General features: G+C 68.4%; 14 protein-coding genes and 1 pseudogene. 11 read left to right on the top strand and 4 right to left on the bottom strand.

What is annotated here, in order from left to right:
• Positions 1 to 77: 77 nt before the first annotated feature.
• The gene (locus tag ACYVGY_RS01055; protein WP_460455638.1) at positions 78 to 860 is read right to left on the bottom strand and encodes a YiiX/YebB-like N1pC/P60 family cysteine hydrolase; all 783 of its coding nucleotides are present in this window, start codon (positions 858 to 860) and stop codon (positions 78 to 80) included.
• A 60-nt stretch (positions 861 to 920) separates the two neighbouring features.
• Positions 921 to 1748: a DUF3014 domain-containing protein gene (locus tag ACYVGY_RS01050; RefSeq protein WP_460455637.1), complete on the bottom strand. Its 828-nt coding sequence runs from the start codon at positions 1746 to 1748 to the stop codon at positions 921 to 923.
• A gap of 214 nt (positions 1749 to 1962) precedes the next feature.
• Between ACYVGY_RS01050 and ACYVGY_RS01045 the strand changes: the two genes are divergently transcribed.
• From ACYVGY_RS01045 to ACYVGY_RS01010, 8 genes and pseudogenes are all read left to right on the top strand, one after another.
• Positions 1963 to 3591: a TldD/PmbA family protein gene (locus ACYVGY_RS01045; protein ID WP_460455636.1), complete on the top strand. Its 1629-nt coding sequence runs from the start codon at positions 1963 to 1965 to the stop codon at positions 3589 to 3591.
• 19 nt (positions 3592 to 3610) lie between these two features.
• Positions 3611 to 4945, top strand: a complete 1335-nt coding sequence (locus ACYVGY_RS01040) for a TldD/PmbA family protein (protein ID WP_460455635.1) — start codon at positions 3611 to 3613, stop codon at positions 4943 to 4945.
• Between the two features lie 169 nt (positions 4946 to 5114).
• Positions 5115 to 5726: pseudogene (locus ACYVGY_RS01035) on the top strand (DUF4159 domain-containing protein); the annotation flags it as partial.
• 19 nt (positions 5727 to 5745) lie between these two features.
• Positions 5746 to 6741: an AAA family ATPase gene (locus tag ACYVGY_RS01030; RefSeq protein WP_460455634.1), complete on the top strand. Its 996-nt coding sequence runs from the start codon at positions 5746 to 5748 to the stop codon at positions 6739 to 6741.
• An 8-nt stretch (positions 6742 to 6749) separates the two neighbouring features.
• Positions 6750 to 7646 carry a DUF58 domain-containing protein gene (locus ACYVGY_RS01025; RefSeq protein WP_460455633.1) on the top strand — a complete coding sequence of 299 codons (897 nt, stop codon included), beginning with the start codon at positions 6750 to 6752 and terminating at the stop codon, positions 7644 to 7646.
• Positions 7643 to 8788, top strand: coding sequence for a BatA domain-containing protein (locus ACYVGY_RS01020; protein WP_460455632.1), 1146 nt, complete (start codon positions 7643 to 7645; stop codon positions 8786 to 8788). Before ACYVGY_RS01025 ends, ACYVGY_RS01020 begins: the two co-directional genes overlap by 4 nt.
• Entirely contained in the window at positions 8785 to 10908 is a 2124-nt protein-coding gene (locus ACYVGY_RS01015) for a hypothetical protein (protein WP_460455631.1), read from the top strand. Before ACYVGY_RS01020 ends, ACYVGY_RS01015 begins: the two co-directional genes overlap by 4 nt.
• On the top strand, positions 10905 to 12686 hold the full coding sequence (locus ACYVGY_RS01010) for a carboxypeptidase regulatory-like domain-containing protein (RefSeq protein WP_460455630.1): 1782 nt from the start codon (positions 10905 to 10907) through the stop codon (positions 12684 to 12686). Before ACYVGY_RS01015 ends, ACYVGY_RS01010 begins: the two co-directional genes overlap by 4 nt.
• On the opposite strand, the gene ACYVGY_RS01005 is transcribed toward ACYVGY_RS01010, so the two are convergent.
• Positions 12683 to 14299, bottom strand: coding sequence for an HD domain-containing phosphohydrolase (locus ACYVGY_RS01005; RefSeq protein ID WP_460455629.1), 1617 nt, complete (start codon positions 14297 to 14299; stop codon positions 12683 to 12685). The two genes, ACYVGY_RS01010 and ACYVGY_RS01005, sit on opposite strands and share 4 nt — an antisense overlap.
• A gap of 141 nt (positions 14300 to 14440) precedes the next feature.
• Here ACYVGY_RS01005 and ACYVGY_RS01000 point away from each other — a divergent pair, with 141 nt between their 5' ends.
• The 3 genes from ACYVGY_RS01000 to ACYVGY_RS00990 all read left to right on the top strand — a co-directional run bounded on the left by ACYVGY_RS01000 (position 14441) and on the right by ACYVGY_RS00990 (position 17303).
• A complete protein-coding gene (locus ACYVGY_RS01000; RefSeq protein ID WP_460455628.1) occupies positions 14441 to 16228 on the top strand; it encodes a GGDEF domain-containing protein in 1788 nt (595 codons plus the stop codon).
• Between the two features lie 205 nt (positions 16229 to 16433).
• The gene (locus ACYVGY_RS00995; RefSeq protein WP_460455627.1) at positions 16434 to 16709 is read left to right on the top strand and encodes a hypothetical protein; all 276 of its coding nucleotides are present in this window, start codon (positions 16434 to 16436) and stop codon (positions 16707 to 16709) included.
• Positions 16710 to 16781: 72 nt separating this feature from the next.
• Entirely contained in the window at positions 16782 to 17303 is a 522-nt protein-coding gene (locus ACYVGY_RS00990; protein WP_460455626.1) for a GNAT family N-acetyltransferase, read from the top strand.
• A gap of 80 nt (positions 17304 to 17383) precedes the next feature.
• Here the strand turns inward: ACYVGY_RS00990 and ACYVGY_RS00985 are convergent, their stop codons facing one another.
• Entirely contained in the window at positions 17384 to 17764 is a 381-nt protein-coding gene (locus ACYVGY_RS00985) for an HU family DNA-binding protein (protein WP_460455625.1), read from the bottom strand.
• Positions 17765 to 17867: the final 103 nt, after the last annotated feature.

Genomic DNA, 17867 nt, shown 5'->3' with positions numbered 1-17867 from the left:
TAGGCTGGCCGGAAGCACTGGAAACCGTCGAATCACCGACGCCAACACCGTAGCAAATTCCGACTTGGCGCGCGCGGTCAGGACGCACCAGGGACGTCGGCTACCGGGTGCCGCAAATCCAGGCGCCGGAAGTCGAAACCCTGCTCGATGCGCGGCTTGACCACCTGAAAGAAGGGCGAGACGTCAAAGTCCCGGGGCGCGTACAGGCTGTGGTGGCGGATGTGAAGGATCTCCCGGCGGGCGCGGCGGGCACCGGCGGAGTCGACGTCCACCCACTCCACCTCGGGCAGGATCGGATAGCGGATCGATTCGAAGGCCTGGGCCAGCAGGGTCGAGCAGATTGCTTTGGTCGGCTCACCGCTGCCCAGTGACAGCATCCGCCGCTTCATCGAGCCCGGCACCGGCGGCGTGCGGATAAAATATCGTGCCAGGTCGAAGATGTTCTTCAGGTCGTAGGTGATGCCTTTGCGCGACAGCATGAACGCGATCAGCGCATCAATTTCGGCCTCGGTCAGGCCCACCGGCCGGCAGATCCGGACGTGAAGGCCGGAAAAGACGCTCAGTGGGATGGTCCGGACGCCCTCGACGACGTCCACGTCCACCAGCACGCGCGGCTCCTTGCCCTCAGCCGGCGGGCCCAGGGTGTCGCCGATGCACAGCGCGGCATGCGACCAGGTGGACTGGGTGAGGTATTTGATCGCGGTCGCGAAGCGGCTGCTGCCCTCGACCAGCACCACGTCGCCCTTGCGCAGGGTCGCGCCCAGCAGGCCGGCCGGGCTGGTCGGGATGTGGCTGTTGCGTTCCCGCGGCTTGGCAAGGAAGGCTGCCAGGCGGCGGCCGAGATAATGCAGGGGCGACATGCCGGCTCCGACCGGGGATTCCGGCCGACAGCCTAGCGCACGCGCCGGGCGGCGTCTGACTCAGGCCGCCGGACGCTGACCCACGAGCAGAGCCCGCAGCTCCCGCAGCTTGTCCTTCACGCGCCGGGCCTGCTCCGGGCCGAGGCGGAACAAGGCCTTGTGACCCACCGAGGCGGCCTCGAGGCGCGGGTCGGCGAAGGCCCAGCGCGGCTTGTCGGGCACCCGCACCAGCGCCAGCGGGCCCTCCGGCGTGGGGGCCGCCAACAGATGGTCTATGACCTCGACCAGGCGATCGTTAAACGGGCGGTCGGACACCCCCAGGTCGCGGTAGGCCTGCTGCAACAGGGGATAGAAGCGGACGTAAGCCGATACCAGACGCTGTGAATCCACTGATTCGAACAGCGCCACGGCGGCGCCGTAGCGCGCGTCGTTGCCGGGCGCCAGCAAGACCTGGCCCGCGTCTTCGGCAACCACCAGGGATCCCGCGACCGGACGTGCCGGATAGATATTCTGGGTGACCGATGCCCGCGGCAGGGCATCAATGGTCGCCACCAGCCGGGGCAGCAGGAACTGCGCGCGCAGCACGCTGGAAAGATCGGCACCCCCGGCGGCGGCTGACAGCGCGGACAAGGCCTCGGCGTCGCTCTGGTCGAGCGGCGGCAGCGGCGTCGCCACGTCCTCCGGCAGCACCGTCACGTCTTCAATCGGGAACTGCTCCGGCGGCGGCGTGGGTGCCGGGGCCGGCCCGGCGGCCGCGGCCTGTTCGGCAGGCGCGACCGCTGTCGCCGGGGCATCGGCCGGATAGGGATAGAACTTCCAGGCCAGCAGGCCGGCAGCCGCAAGCGCGGCGGCGGCGAGCCAGGGGCCGTAGTGAAAACGCTCGGACATGCCGGGACTCCAAAGGATTCAAATCTGAACAACAGCCTGGCCGTATCGGCCTGAAGTTCCCCCCAACAACCCACACGCCCTGTCGCAACGCCACCTAGGCCATTGGTCACTTGACCGGCCCGGACACCATTCGCCACAGTCGGGAGGCAACTTCCATCGCCGTCGCCACCGGTACCTCCGGCGCGCGACCCGGTCCTTTCGCTGGAGTGACACGATGCACAGACGCGACTTCCTGACGATTTCTGGCGTGGGCCTTGCCGGCCTGATGCTTCCCTTTAGCCGCTCCATCGCCGCACAGGAGCTGGTTTCCGGTCTTGATGTAGCCCTGAAGAAGGCCATCGCCGACGCCGCCCTGGAGGCGGCCACGGGCGCCGGCGCCAGCTACTGCGACGTCCGCGTGGGCCGCTACCTGCAGCAGTTCGTGATCACCCGCGAGGACAAGGTCCAGAACGTGGTGAACGCGGAATCCACCGGCGTTGGCATCCGCGTGATCGCCAACGGCGCCTGGGGCTTCGCAGCAACCCGCGACCTGAGCCCGGCGGCCGTCGCCGCCGCCGCGCGCCAGGCCACGGCCATCGCCAAGGCCAACTCGCGCTTCCAGACCGCGCCCGTGCAGCTGGCCAAGGTTGCCGGCGTGGGTGAAGTCAGCTGGAAGGCGCCGATCAAGCGAAACGCGATGGAAGTTCCGCTCAAGGACAAGGTCGACCTTTTGCTGAGCGTCAACGCCGCGGCCACCAATGCCGGCGCCGACTTCGTCAACTCCACCCTGTTCCTGGTCAACGAGCAAAAGTATTTCGCCTCGACCGACGGCAGCTACATCGACCAGGACGTGCACCGCATCTGGGCCCCGTTCACCGTCACCGCCATCGACAAGGCCAGCGGCAAGTTCCGCACCCGCGAAGGTCTGTCGGCGCCGATGGGCATGGGCTATGAATACCTGGACGGCCAGGCGCACGGGAAGTTCGTCTCGCCCAACGGCGTGGTCAACTACGGCAAGTCCTACGACATGATCGCCGACGCCACCGCCGCCGCCAGGCAGGCGCGCGAGAAGCTCACGGCGCCCTCGGTCAAGCCCGGCAAGTACGACCTGGTGCTCGATCCCTCGCACCTGTGGCTGACCATCCACGAGAACGTCGGCCATCCGCTCGAGCTCGATCGCGTGCTGGGCTACGAGGCCAACTACGCCGGCACCAGCTTCGCCACCCTCGACAAGCGCCAGTCCGGCTTCGAGTACGGCAGCGACAACGTCACCCTGTTCGCCGACAAGGTGCAGGAAGGCAGCCTGGGCGCCGTGGGTTACGACGACGAAGGCGTCAAGTGCAAGCGCTGGGACCTGGTCAAGGACGGTGTTCTGGTCAACTACCAGGCCATCCGTGACCAGGTGCACCTGCTCGGGGAAGAAGAGTCCCACGGCTGCTGCTACGCCGACTCCTGGTCCAGCGTGCAGTTCCAGCGCATGGCCAACGTCTCGCTGGCGCCGGGCAAGGAAGCGCTCAGCGTCGCCGACATGATCAAGGACGTCGAGAAGGGTATCTACATCATTGGCGACGGCTCGTTCTCGATCGACCAGCAGCGCTACAACGCACAGTTCGGCGGCCAGCTGTTCTACGAGATCAAGGACGGCGAAATCGCCGGCATGCTCGAGGACGTGGCCTACCAGATCCGCACGCCTGAGTTCTGGGCCGCCTGCTCGGCCATCTGCGACGAGTCCGACTACCGCCTCGGCGGCAGCTTCTTCGACGGCAAGGGCCAGCCCGGCCAGGTCTCGGCGGTGTCGCATGGTTCCAGCACGGCCCGTTTCGACGGCATGAACGTCATCAATACCGCCCGTAACATCGGCTGATCGGCCAGGAGCCCAAGACATGAGTATCTTCACCGAAGAACAGGCCAAGGCCATCCTGGACAAGGTCATCAAGCTGTCGGTCGCCGACAACTGCACCGCGACCTTGACCGGCGCGGTCAATGGCAACATCCGCTTTGCCTTGAACAACGTTTCCACCAGCGGCATCGTCAGCGACATCCAGCTGGCCGTGCAGTGCGCCTTCGGCACGCGCGAAGGCACCGCCACCATCAACGAGTTCGACGACGCCGCGCTCGAGCGCGTGGTGCGCCGGGCCGAGGATCTCGCGCGCCTGGCCCCGGAGAACGAGGAGTTCATGCCGGCACTGGAGAAGCAGGAATACAAAGCCAGCCAGACCTTCAACGCCGCCACGGCCGCGATCACGCCGGAGCTGCGCGCCCAGGTCGCTGCCGATTCAATTACGCCCTGCAAGGAAAAGGACCTGATCGCCGCCGGCTTCCTCAGCGATGGCCAGTCGTTCTTCGCCTTCGCCAATTCGAAGGGCAACTTCGGCTACCAGCAGGCCACCAACCTCAACTACACCTGCACGGTGCGCACCGAGGACGGCCGTGGTTCGGGCTGGGTCTCGCGCAACCTCGCCGACGTGAGCGAGTTCAAGGCCAGCGACGACATCCAGGTTGCGATCCAGAAGGCGCGCGACTCGGCCGAAGCCAAAGCGCTCGAGCCGGGCAAGTACACCGTGATCCTGGAGCCGGCCGCGGCCGCGGGCCTGATCAGCTTCATGATGTTCTTCTTCGACGCCCGTCAGGCCGACGAGGGCCGCAGCTTCCTGTCCAAGAAGGGCGGCGGCACCAAGCTCGGCGAGCAGGTCTACGACCCGCGCGTGAGCCTGCGCGCCGACCCTTGGGACGCCGAGGCACCGGTCATGCCCTGGGACGACCAGGGCCTGCCGCGCGAGGCGATGGACATCATCAAGGACGGCAAGATCGCCAACCTGCAGTACTCGCGCTACTGGGCGCAGAAGCAGGGCAAGCGCGCCATTGCCCAGCCCGGCAACCTGCTGATGGCTGGCGGTGACAAGACGACCGCGGAACTGGTGAAGGGCACCCAGAAGGGCATCCTGGTCACCCGCACCTGGTACATCCGCATGGTGGACCCGCAGACCGTGCTGCTGACCGGCCTGACCCGCGACGGCACCTTCTACATCGAGAACGGCGAGATCAAGCACCCGGTGAAGAACTTCCGCTTCAACGAGTCGCCGGTGATCATGCTCAACAACATCGAGGAGCTCGGTAAGCCCGAGCGCCTGGGTGCGGACGAATCGCCGTTCGTGATGATGATCCCGCCGATGAAGCTGCGGGACTTCACCTTCACCTCGCTGTCCGACGCGGTTTAACGGTGCCGGGGCTGCCTGCTGCCAACGGGGTGGCCCGTCGTTCCGAGGCGGCGCGATGAACCGCGCCGCCTTCCTGCGCCTGATGCTCGGCGCCCTTGTAGGAGGGGCTTCAGCCCCGAAGCTTTTCGCGAAGGGCTTGGGGGCTGAAGCCCCTCCTACAGGGGCGGATTTTGATTTCTGGTTTACGCGGCTGATGTACGACTCCGGCGACTGGGACGTTGACCAGCGCATGCCGGCCAACATCATCACCTCGCTGATCGAATACACCACGCTGCGGGTGGACCCGAAGGAGCACGTGCTGGCGCTGTCCGATCCGCGCATGCTCACTGCACCCTTCTGCTATTTGTCGGGCCACAAGCTGGTGGAGTTCAACCCGGACGAGCGGCGCAACTTCGAGCGCTACGTGCGCAGCGGCGGCTTCGTATTCGTGGACGACTGCAACCACGACATCGACGGCCTGTTCGCGAAGTCCTTCGAAGACGAGATGGCCTCTATCTTCGGTCCGCGCGCGCTGCAGAAGCTGCCGGCGCGACATCAGATCTATTCGAGCTTCTTCAATTTCGACGGGCCGCCGGCCACCAGCTTCGAACTCAACGGCTGGGGCGACGACCTGGTGCACGACTACCTCAAGGGCATCAGCATTGATGGTCGGCTGGGCGTGCTCTACAGCAACAAGGACTACGGCTGCGAGTGGGACTACGACTGGCGCAACAAGCGCTGGCTGGCCGAGGACAACACCAAATTCGCCGTCAACATCGTGATGTACGCGCTGACGGCCTGATCCGCTTACGGGAAGAGACATGAACCAGGGAACCCAGGACACCGAGCTGCAGGCCCAACTGGCCCGCATCGCCCCGCTGCGCGCCGCCATCGCCCAGGCCATCGTCGGCCAGGAAGAGGTGGTGGAGCAGCTCTTGATCGGCCTGCTGGCCGGCGGCCATTGCCTGCTTGAAGGCGTGCCGGGCCTGGGCAAGACCCTGCTGGTGCGCACCCTGGGCCAGGCGCTGGAGCTGCAGTTTCGACGCGTGCAGTTCACGCCCGACCTGATGCCCAGCGACATCCTGGGCACCGAGATCCTGGAAGAGGACCACGGCACCGGCCACCGCAGTTTCAAGTTCCAGCCTGGCCCGGTGTTCACCAACCTGCTGCTCGCCGACGAGCTCAACCGCACGCCGCCCAAGACCCAGGCGGCACTGCTCGAGGCGATGCAGGAAAAGACCGTCAGCTATGCCGGCGTCACCCACGTGCTGCCGGCGCCATTCTTCGTGCTGGCCACGCAGAACCCGCTGGAGCAGGCCGGCACCTATCCCCTGCCCGAAGCCCAGCTCGACCGCTTCCTGCTGCATGTTCGGGTGGACTACCCGAGCGAGGCCGAGGAGCGCGACATCATCGAGCAGACCACCGGCAGCAAGCGCGCCAAGGTGCCGCAGGTGATGCGCGGTGAAGACGTGCTGGCGCTGCAGGCGCGGGTGCGCGAAGTGCATCTGGGCGCCGACCTGCTGGACTGGATCACGCGCCTGGTGCGCGCCAGCCGGCCGCTGCCGGGCGCGTCGCCGGATGTCATGAACTGGGTCAAGTGGGGCGCCGGTCCGCGCGCCGGGCAGTCCTTGGTGCTCGCGTCAAAAGCGCGCGCACTGCTGCACGGGCGCTTCGCCGCCACCCGCGAGGACGTGGTGGCGCTGGCCGCGCCGGTGCTGCGCCATCGCCTGCTGCTGTCGTTCGCTGCCGAAGCCGAACAGAAGTCGGCCGATGACGTCGTCGCCTCGCTGCTGCGCAGCGTGCCGCTGGGCGCCTGAGCCCGCGCGTGTCCGGCCCCGACTTCATCCCCGCCGCGGTACGCGCGCGGCTCAAAGACCTGCGCCTGTCCGGGCGTCGGGCCGTGGGCGGACATGGCTTCGGGCAGCACCCCAGCCGCAGCCGCGGTGCCGGGCTGGAATTCGCGCAATACCGCGCCTACGAGCCGGGCGATGAACTGCGGCAGATCGACTGGAAGCTATACGCACGATCGGACAAGTTCTTCGTACGCGAAGCCGAACGCGACAGCCCGCTGACCGTCTGGGTGGTGATCGATGCCAGCGCCTCGATGGGCCAGGGCGACGCCGCCCGTCCCGGCTGGTCGCGGCTGGACGCTGCCCGCGCGCTCGCGGCCTGCGTGATCGAACTGGCGCTGCGCCAGGGCGATTACTTCGGGCTGGCCATCATTGGCGGCGAGGGCCTGCGGCTGGTGCCGGCCGGCGCCGGTGCGCGCCAGCGCGATCGCTGCCTGCTGGAGCTGCAGGCGGTCACCGCCACGGGCGGCTGGCCGGACACCCCGCGGCTGCGGCCACTGTGGGAACGCGCGCTCGCCGGCCAGCTGGTGATCGTGCTCAGCGATGACTTCGAAGAAGAAGTGGTGGCGCTGTCGGAAAAGCTTGCCGCCGCCCGCCGTGAAGTCCTCAACATCCAATTGCTCACCGCCGAAGAGCGCGACTTCCCCTTCCGCGGTGGCCACCGGTTCCGCGACCCGGAGACCGGCGAGGAGTTGCTGAGCGACGGCGCCGCCGCCCGCGACGATTTCCTCAAGCGCTTCGGCGCCGCGCGTGACGCCCTGGGCGCGCGCCTGGCCGCCAGCGGCGTGCAGCGCGTGGAGTATTTCCTTGACCAGGCACTTGACCAGCCGCTGCGCCGCCTGTTCGCGCCGCTGGCCTCGGAGCGCACGTGAGCCTGGGCCTGCTCGCCCCGGCGGGACTTTGGGCGCTGGCGGCGCTGGCGCTGCCGCTGCTGGTCCACCTCGCGCGGCGCGAAGAACAAAAGCCCACGATGTTCGCGGCGCTGCGCTGGCTGGCGACGCGCCTCAAGCCCCGCCAAAGGCTTCGTTTCGAAGAATGGTTGCTGCTGGCGCTGCGCCTGCTGCTGGTCCTCGGCCTGGCCTTGCTGCTGGCGCAACCGGTGCTGCACGGCAGCGTCGACCGCAGGCCCTGGCTGGTGGTGATGCCCGGCGCCGACGCGAGCCAGGCGCCCGCGCTGCCGGAAGACGCACAGCGCCGCTGGCTGGCGCCCGGCTTCCCGCCGCTGGAAACTGAGCGACCGACGCAAGCCGGCGCCACGGCGAGCCTGCTGCGCCAGCTCGACGCCGACCTTCCCGCCGGCACGCCGGTCACGGTGTTGGCCACGGCGGCTTTCGACGGCGCCGACGGCGCCCTGCCGCGACTGTCGCGGCAGGTGGACTGGCGCGTGGTGGCCGGCGAGCCGATCGACGCCGAGCCCGCCGAGACGGCGTTCGCCCTGGCGGTTCGTCATGCCGATCCGGAAACACCGGGCCTGGCCTATCTGCGGGCGGCCGCCACCGCCTGGCAGTCCAACACCGACGCCGAGGCCGACGTCGCGCTGGCCGACACCGCCCTGGCCGGCGACACCCAACACCTGGTCTGGCTGGCGCCGGGCCCGCTGCCACCCGCCATCCTTCGCTGGGTCGAAGCCGGCGGTCGCGCCCTGCTGTCGAACCAGACCGAGTGGCCGGTGGCGGACGAAGCTCAGCCGACCTGGCGCGATGCCCGCGGCGAAGCACGCGCCCGCCGCGCGCCTTGGGGCAAGGGCGCGCTCATACAGCTGTCGGTGCCGCTGTCGCCCGAGGCCTTGCCCGAATTGCTTGAACCCGATTTCCCGAACCTCCTGCGCGACCTGCTGCAGGTGCCGGGGCCGGCGCCGCAGCGCGCACTGGCGTCGGCCTATGCACCGCAGCCCGGCGCCAGCGGCTTCCCGCCCACCCCGCGCGACCTGGTGCCGCCGCTGCTGTGGATGCTGCTGGCGCTGTTCGCGATCGAGCGCTGGCTCGCCACCGGCCGGCGCGAGGCAAGACCATGAGCCCGGCCGCACCTGTCCGCCAGGCCCTCGCCGCCGCGCGCCGGCGCCACGGTGCGATCGTGGCGGCGTTCGCGCTGCCCGTGCTCGGCTTCGTGGCGGTGTCCATCGCGAAGGATGCGTCGCTGCCGAACCTGGTGCTCATGGCCGTGCTCGTGTCGGTGGTGCCGATACTCGCGTGGCGGCTGCGGCCCGGTCGTGATCCGCGCGCGCTGGCCCGGCGGCTCGATGCCCGCGCCGACCTCGAGGACAGCGCCGACCTGCTGTTCGCGACGCCGCAGGCGCTTGGACCGCTGCAGGCAATGCAGCGCCAGCGCCTGGCCGAACGCCTGGCTGCGCGGCCCGCCGACCTGCGCACGGCCTGGCCCCTTCGCTCGCTGCTGCTGGTCTGGGGCGTCTGCGGCGCGCTGGCGGCCGCGATGCTCTGGTGGCTGCCGTTCTCCTATTCGCTCACGGTGCCGCTGCCGCCGCGCCCGACCGCCCCGGTCGCCGCCGCGCCGGTCGCCACCGACGTGAGCCTGGTCAACACCGCCCTGCAGATCGAAGCGCCCGCCTACACCGGTCTCGCCGCCACGACCCAGACCGAGCTGTCCGGCAAGCTGGCCCAGGATTCCCGCCTGCACTGGCGCCTGCGCTTCTCGCCGCAGCCGGCGGCGGCCGAGCTGGTATTCCACGACGGCCTGCGGCTGGCGCTCACGCGCGAAGGCGAGGACTGGACCGCCGCGCGAACGCTTGCGAAGTCGACGCTCTACCGCATCGTCCCCGCCGGCCCGCTGCCGCTGCGCGACGACGCCCTGCACCGACTCGACGTCATCCCCGACCAGCCGCCGCAGATCCGCGTGCTCACGCCCGAGCGCAGCCTCAGCCTCGCCATCTCCGGCCAGACCCGCTGGGACCTGGACTTCGAAGCCAGCGATGACTATGGCCTGGGGGCGGCGCGGCTGGAGATCACCCTGGCCCAGGGCAACGGCGAACAGGTGACGGTGAAGCAACAGACGATCGCGCTGCGCGGTGACGGCGACGCCCGCCTGCGCCGCTATGTCCGCAGCCTGGACCTGCCCAGCCTGGGGCTGGCGGAAGGCGACGACCTGATCGTGCGCCTGAGCGTGACCGACACACGCACACCGACGCCGCAGTCGAGCCGCAGCGCCAGCTTCATCCTGCGCTGGCCGATGCCGCCCAGCACCGAGTCCACCGGCATGGAGGGCCTGGTGAAGAAAGCGCTGCCGGCCTATTTCCGCAGCCAGCGCCAGATCATCATTGACGCCGAGGCCTTGCTCGCCGACCGGCCGCGGCTGGAGGCAGACGCGTTCATGCGGCGCGCGAACAACCTGGGCGTGGACCAGCGCCTGCTGCGCCTGCGCTACGGTCAGTTCCTGGGCGAAGAAAGCGAAGGCGAGCCCGAGCCACCGCCCGGCTACGAAGACGGCGAACACAGCGACGACGACGGTCACGACCACGGCGGCGAACCGCCCGCCGGGCCAACGCCCCCTGGCGGCGAAAGCGTGCTCGAACTCTATGGCCACACCCACGACGAAGCCGAGGCCGCGACCCTGCTCGACCCCGAGACGCGTGCCCTGCTCAAGCAGGCCCTGGATGCGATGTGGCTTTCGGAAGGCGGGCTGCGCCAGGGCGAGCCCGCCGACGCGCTTCCGCATGCTTATCGCGCCCTGGGCTTTATCAAGCAGGTTCAGCAGGCCTCGCGCATCTATCTGGCACGGGTCGGCCTGGAGCTGCCTGCGATCGACGAGACGCGGCGCATGACCGGCGATCGCAAGGGCATCGTGTCGCGGCGCACCGGCCTGGCGCCGCTGGATGCCGAGCCGTCGCCGGCGCTGCCGCTATGGCAGGCGCTGGCGGACCCGGGACGCCACACGCAGGCGCTGGACGACTTCGCCGCCTGGCTGGGCGAGAACGAGTCGCGCGTCGGTGATCCGCTGTCGCTGGTGGCGGCGATCGACGCACTACGCCGCGACCCCGACTGCGACGACTGCCGCGCCACCCTGCGCGCCCGGCTCTGGCCCCTGCTGCCGCAGGACGCGGCGATGACCCCCGCGCGCGCGCCGGCCGACGACCGCGGCCGGGCCTATCTGGATGCGCTGTTGAAGGCGCAGTCGCCGTGAGCCTGCCCATGCAGATCAGCATCACCCTGGCCGCGATCGCCGCGATCGCCATGATCCGCGTCGCCATCACCAGCGGGCGGCGCGGCGATCGCCTCTGGCGACGCGCGCTGCTGGTGCTGGGCCAGGCTGCACTGGCCGGACTGGTGTTCTGGGTACTGCTGCCGCCCACGCAGCCCGGCAGCAACGGCGCGCTGGTGCTTCTCACGCCTGGCGCAGACACGACGACGCTGGAGCTGGGCCCGGGCGATCGCGTGCTTGCCCTGCCGGAGGCCGCAGCCTTCGACGGCGCCCAGCCCGTGCCCGACCTGGGCACCGCCTTGCGCCGCCATCCCGGCGCAACCGCGGTGCGCGTACTCGGCGCCGGCCTCGATGCCCGCGATCGGGATGCAGCCCAGGGCCTCGCCTTCAGCTTCGAAGCCGCGCCGCTGCCTGCGACGCTGGTGGAACTGACGCTGCCCGACACGATCACGCGCGGTCGCCGCTTCGAGCTGCACGGCCGCATCGAGCGTCACGCCGACGGTAGCGTGGAGTTGCTCGATCCCGCCGGCGAACGCCTCGACCTGCATGCACTCGATGAAAGCGGTCGTTTCCGGCTGACCGGCACGGCCGGTCCCGCCGGCACCGCCGTTTACCGCCTGCAGTGGCGTCGCGCGGAAGCCGACGTCGCCGACGAGCTCAGCCTTGCGCTGCCGGTAAGCGAGGGCGCGCCGCTGCGGGTACTGGCCATCGCCGGCGGCGCCAGCCCCGAGCTCAAGTATCTGCGCCGCTGGGCCCTGGATGCCGGCCTGGTGCTGGGCACGCAGATGCGGCTCGGCGGCGGCATCGTGCTGGGCGACGACCGCCGGCCGCTGACCGCGGCAAACCTGGCCGAGCTCGACCTGGTGGTGCTGGACGAACGCGCCTGGCGCGCATTGGGCGCTGGCGGCCAGGCCACGCTGCGCGACGCCGTGCGCGACGGCCTGGGCCTGCTGCTGCGCCTGACCGCCGACCCCAGCGCCGCCGAGCGCGATGCACTGGCCGACTGGGGCTTCGAACTCACGCCCGCGGACATGCCGCGCGGCCTGCGGCTGCCGGACACCGCCCGCGCCGATGCCGCCACGCCCGGCAACGACGATGCCGAGGCGCGCGCCACCGATGCGGCGCCGCTGCTGTCGCGCCGTGCGCTGCAGCTGGCGGCCGCCGACGGCCGCACGTTGGTGCGTAGCGACGCCGGCGACACGGTCGCGCTGTGGCGCACGGAAGGCCGGGGCCGGGTCGCGCTTTGGACGCTTTCGGACAGCTTCCGCCTGAGCCTGGCGGGTCGCCAGTCGGCCTACGGCAGCCTGTGGTCAAACGCCTTCGGCACCCTGGCCCGCGCGCGCGGCGAGATCACGCTGCCGACGCCGCAGGCAGCCTGGGTCGGCGAACGCAGTGCACTCTGCGGCCTCACGGATGCCAGCCGGCTACTTGATCCGGACGCTGAGCCGATCCCCCTGGTACGCGATCCCGCTACCGGCGAACGTGGCTGCGCTGCGTTCTGGCCGGCACAAGAGGGCTGGCACCGGCTGCAGCAGGACGGATCGCAGCGGGCGTTCCTGGTGCGTTCGCCCGCGACCGCCCCGGGCCTTCATGCGGCATCGGTGCGCGCGGCAACGCTGGCGCTCGCTGGCCAAACTGTGGCCACCCTGTCCGTCGAGGCACCCGAAGTGCCGGGCCCGCGCTGGCCCTGGGTTTTGGCCTGGCTGGTGTTGGCCGCGAGCCTGTGGTGGCTGGAGCGCTCGCGGCGCGGCCGCGGCTAGTCGGGCTGGCTTGCCGACAGTTCGGCCGCCAGCTCGGGCGACACGCCGGGTATTTGCGTCCAGTCGATGGCATCCACTTGTTCCGGCGCCAGGAAGCGATGCGCATAGTCCAGATATACCCGCTCGCGCAGGAATACCTCGAACAAATCACCGTCAACATGATGGTCGAGCTTCATCCGACCCAGGATGGTCAGCGACTCTGACAGCGACTTGCCGGGCTTGTAGGGCCGATCGCTGGCGGTCAGTGCTTCGAAAATATCCGCAATACCCATCACCCGCGCCTGCACGCTCATCTGTTCGCGGGTGAGGCCGCGCGGATAGCCCTTGCCGTCCATGCGCTCGTGGTGGCCACCTGCGTACTCGGGCACCTTGCGCAGGTGTGCCGGCCAGGGCAAGGCCTCCAGCAGGCGGATGGTCACCACGATGTGGTGGTTGATGATCTCGCGCTCGCCGGCCGTCAGGGTGCCGCGGCGGATGGTCAGGTTCTCGAGCTCGTCGTCACTGAGGAAGGCTTGCTCGCTGCCGTCCGGGCCGCGCCAACGATGGCCGGCGATCCGGCGGATCGCCTCCACCCGCGGCTCGGCCATGAACTCACCGCCGGTGTTGGCCTGGCGAATCGCTTCGCGATCGGCATCGAGTTGGGCCAGGCGCTCGGTGTAGGTAGCCGTGTCGAGCTCGCCGTGGAGGTGGGCGATCTGGGCGTCGCGCTTGAGCACTTCGAAGCGGGTATCAATCAGCTCAATGCGGTCGAACAGGGTCTGCAGCTTGGTGGCCTTGTCCACCACGTGCACCGGCGTGGTGATCTTGCCGCAGTCATGCAGCAGGCCGGCGATCTTGAGCTCATAGCGATCGGCTTCGCTCATGGCGAAGTCGGCCAGCGGGCCGACCTGCGTGCGCGCCACCGCATCGGCCAGCAGGCTGGTCAGCACCGGTACGCGTTCGCAGTGGCCGCCGGTGTAGGGCGACTTTTCATCGATCGCCGTATTGATGAGCTTGATCAGCGATTCGAATAAGGCTTCTAGCTGGTCAATCAGTATCCGGTTGTTGAGCGCGATCGCTGCCTGCGACGCCAGTGACTCCACCAGCTGCTGCTCAGCATGACTGAACGCGTCCACCTCGCCGGCGGCGTTCTTGGAATTGATCAGCTGAAGCACGCCGATTACCCGGCCGTCGTGGTCCTTCATCGGCACCGTGAGGAAGGACTTGGAGCGGTAGCCGGTGCTGGCGTCAAAACTGCGGGTGCCGCTGAAGTCGTAGCCCTCGGCCGAATAGGCGTCGGGAATGTTGACGGTGTTGCCGGTCAGGGCGGCGTGTACCACCACCATGTCGTGACGACCCTTGCCTTCGGCGTCGTGCATCGCGATCGGCGGGAAATCGATCGGCGCGCCGTGGCGACCGCCCATAAGGTAACCCAGGGTCGAGTTGCGCAGCACCTCGAACACCAGGTGATCACCCTGCACCCGATAAAGCGTGCCGCCGTCGGCCTGGGCGAATCCGCGCGCCGCCTCCAGAATACGCTCGAGCAGGGACGGGAGGTCGCGCTCGTGCGACAACGCCACGCCGATGGCGTTGAGCGTCTCGAGGCGCTTGAGGATGTCGTCTTGGCGGGTCATGGTCCTGGCAGCGGGTGGCATCGGCGACAACATGACGCCAAAGCACTCTCGGCGCAATGCGGCCCGCGAAACTGTCGTCGCGACAATCGTCGCGGGCTCGGCTACGCTCGGGAAGTCTGTCCTCCCATAATCGCGCAAGCCATGGATACCGCTGGACGCTCAACCAACGATATTGCAGCCCCTGGCCGCTCCGGGGGGGCGCGGTGGGCCGCTGCGCTGCTTTTTCTGGCGACGGTCCTGAGCGCCCCGCTGGCGGCCGCCACCCCGTTTGGCGACTTGCTGTCGCAAGCCGAAGCGGTGCGCAGCGCCGAACCCGCCAGGTTCGAAACGCTGTTGGGCGAGCTGGACCAACGCCGCACTGAGGCGTCGCCGGCGGAACAGGAGCTTCTGGCTTACCTGCAGGCTTATCGCCTGGGCTACACCGGCCGCTTCGACCTGGCGATCCGGGCCGGCACTGACCTGTTCGAACGCTCCCAGGATCCGGCCATCAAGGTCCGTGCCGGCGGCCTGGTGGTCAGCAGCCACGCCGCCACCCGGCAGTTCGTTGAAGGCCTGGTGTTCCTGGACAAAGTCCTGGCGCTGGTGGATTCGGTCGATGAGAAAGACGTGCGCCACCACGCCTGGACCGCAGCCGGCGTGATCCACAATCAGGTGGGGCAATACCAGCAGGCGGTGCACTACGTTGACCTGCTGATGGCCGACGGGGTGGAGGGACGCACGCGCTGTTTTACTGGCCTGCTCAGGCTCGAGTCCCTGAACCACATCAATGCATTGCCCGAGGACACCGCCAGCATCCAGTCGGTCATTGACTACTGCATGTCGCAAAATGAAGCGATGCTCGCCAGCTTCGCCCGACTGCAGATGGCCAATAAAATGGCGGTGGACGGCCAGATGGCGATGGCCGTTTCCCTGCTCGAGGGCCGGCTGACCGAGATCGAAGCCACCGGTTATCCGCGCCTGATTGGCGAGGTGCACGCGGTGCTGGCCAAACTGAAGCTTTCGCTCGGGTGGCGCGAAGCCGCCGATGCCAATGCGCGACGGGCGATCGAGTTTTCCGGCGGCCTTGCCAACTCACAGCTGTTGGTGCAGGCGCACGAAGTGCTGTATCAAAACGCCCTGCATCGCGGCGACCTGGCCGCGACGTTGGAGCATTACCGCAGCTATGCGGTGGCCGACCGCGCCTATCTTGACCAGGTGAAGGCGCGCGAGCTGGCTTTTCAGATGGCGCGGCATGAGTCGCTGCAGAAGTCCCAGACCATCGCCCTGCTCAACGGCCAGAACCGGGTGCTGCGCCTCGAGCAGCAGGTCGCGGTCAAGACCGCTGAAGCCAATCGTCTCTTGATTGGCCTGCTGGTTCTGTTGGTGGCGTCCGTCGCCTACTGGGCCTACAAGGTCAAGCGCATGCAGGTTTCGCTGCGGACGATGGCGCAAACCGACGCATTGACCGGCGTAAGCAATCGCCACCACTTCACCCAACGCGCCGAAGCCCTGCTCGAGCAGTGCAAGCGCAGCGGCAGCGAGGTCGGGTTGATCATGCTGGACCTGGATCATTTCAAGTCCATCAATGACCAGTTCGGCCACGCGGCCGGCGACTGGGCGCTGCGACAGGTTGCCAGCGCCTGCATCGAGGCTTGTCCGGCGGACGGTGTGGTCGGCCGTCTGGGTGGCGAAGAGTTCGCGCTGCTGGTGGTGGGACAGGACCTGGCGGGCACGCTGGGGCTGGCGCGTGACTGTCGCCGCGGGATAATCGCCATCTCGCCCTCCGAAGCCGGCTACGCCTTCAATATCACCGCCAGCTTTGGCGTCGCCGGCACGCATGTTTGCGGCCATGATTTCGATCAGCTGCTGGCCCGCGCCGACGACGCCATGTACCGCGCCAAGCGCGAAGGTCGTGATCGCGTCTGCGCACACACGCCGGCGGCAGCGTGATCGAGCGCACGAAATGCCCGCGATCTGAGACCCAGTCGCCGGCAAGAGTGTGAGAAGGCGCGGAAAAACCGCTAAAACGTGCGCCAAATCCCACAGTTTGCAAGTGTGATCCGCAGCGCAGCCGCGCACCGCGCGTCTTCCTAGACTTTGTTCCAACGATCCACCGCAGCTTGCGGCTTGCGATCTGGAACCAGGAAGAACGCACATGCGCCAGACCATCGCTACCCTGCTGTTTGCTCTGCTCGCCGGTGCCGGCGCCAGCGACGTTCAGGCCAGTTCACAGCTATCCGTGCAGGCGGCCGGCAACAGCGCACCTGCATCCCGGACCAGCGCCAGCGCCGCGGTCAACTTCCGCATCGTCATCCGCGAAACGCTCAACTTCGGCATCGCGCAGCAGAACGCATCACCGACCAGTCCCCAGTTGACCAGGACGGTCAGCGTCGAGAACCGCCGCGAAGTCCAGACGTTCGCCCGTCCCTGAGCGCCACCCTGCCGCGCTTGCGGCAAGCCTCGCCTGCGGATTGAATGGGGCATTCCCCGCTCGGTCCCCGCCATGGCCCCGACCCTGATTGATACCCCACGGCTTCGTCTGTCCGAACTCGGCCAGAGCGATGGCGACTTCGTGCTCGAACTGCTCAACAGCGAAGGTTTCCTGCGCCATATCGGCGACCGGGGCGTGCGCGACCTCGAGGACGCCAGCCGTTTCCTGCGCGAAGGTCCCTGCACCAGCTACGCCGAGAATGGCTTCGGGCTGTGGAAGGTGAGCCGCAAGTCCGATGGCGCCGCCGTCGGCATGAGTGGGCTGGTGCGGCGCGACACCCTGCCCCGCCCCGACCTGGGCTACGCCTTCCTGCCCGCCTATACCGGCCAAGGCCTGGCCAGCGAGGCCGGCGCGGCGGTGTTGGCGCATGCGTTCACGGCACTGCGGCTGCCCCAGGTGCTGGCGATCGTGAGCCTCGACAACGCCGGGTCGGCGCGGGTGCTGGAAAAGCTGGGAATGAGCGAATGGGGCTTACGCGATTTCGATGGCGAAACGCTGCGCGTATACACCCTGACGGCACCCGTCCAGAAATAAAAACGGGGCGGACCGCTTGCGCGACCCACCCCGTGTCTTTCGCATCGCGGCAGCCTTGCGGCGCCGCGATTGCGCGGCAATCAGGCCGCGGCGTCCTTGAGCTTCTTGAGCGGGCGGACCTTGACCTTCACCGAGGCCGGCTTAGCGGCGAACCACTGCTCTTCCTTGGTGAACGGGTTGATGCCCTTGCGCTTGGCCTTGGCCGGCACATTGACGACGGTGATCTTCAGCAGGCCCGGCAGGGTGAACGAACCCGCGCCCTTCTTGCTGACCGAACCGTGCACCGCGCCTTCCAGCGAAGCCATCACAGCGCGGACGTCCTTGGCGGCGACGCCAGTGGCCTCGGCGATGTGCGAGACCAGACCCGACTTGGTCAGCGCTTCCTTGATCGGCTTCGGGGCGGACGGCTTGGCAGCGGCCTTCGGGGCAGTCTTCTTCTTTGCAGCTTTCTTGGTAGCCATTTTTTTATGTTCCCGTGGTTCTTTGGGTGATTGGGGTGCCTGGAAATCCCTCCGGCAAGGCGAATGTAGGGCATGTGCTGCACCACGCCAAGCCCGGAAGCAC

Source organism: Arenimonas alkanexedens (assembly GCF_054781355.1).
Note: the sequence above shows the minus strand (reverse complement) of the source record. Positions and strands in the feature narration are given on the sequence as shown.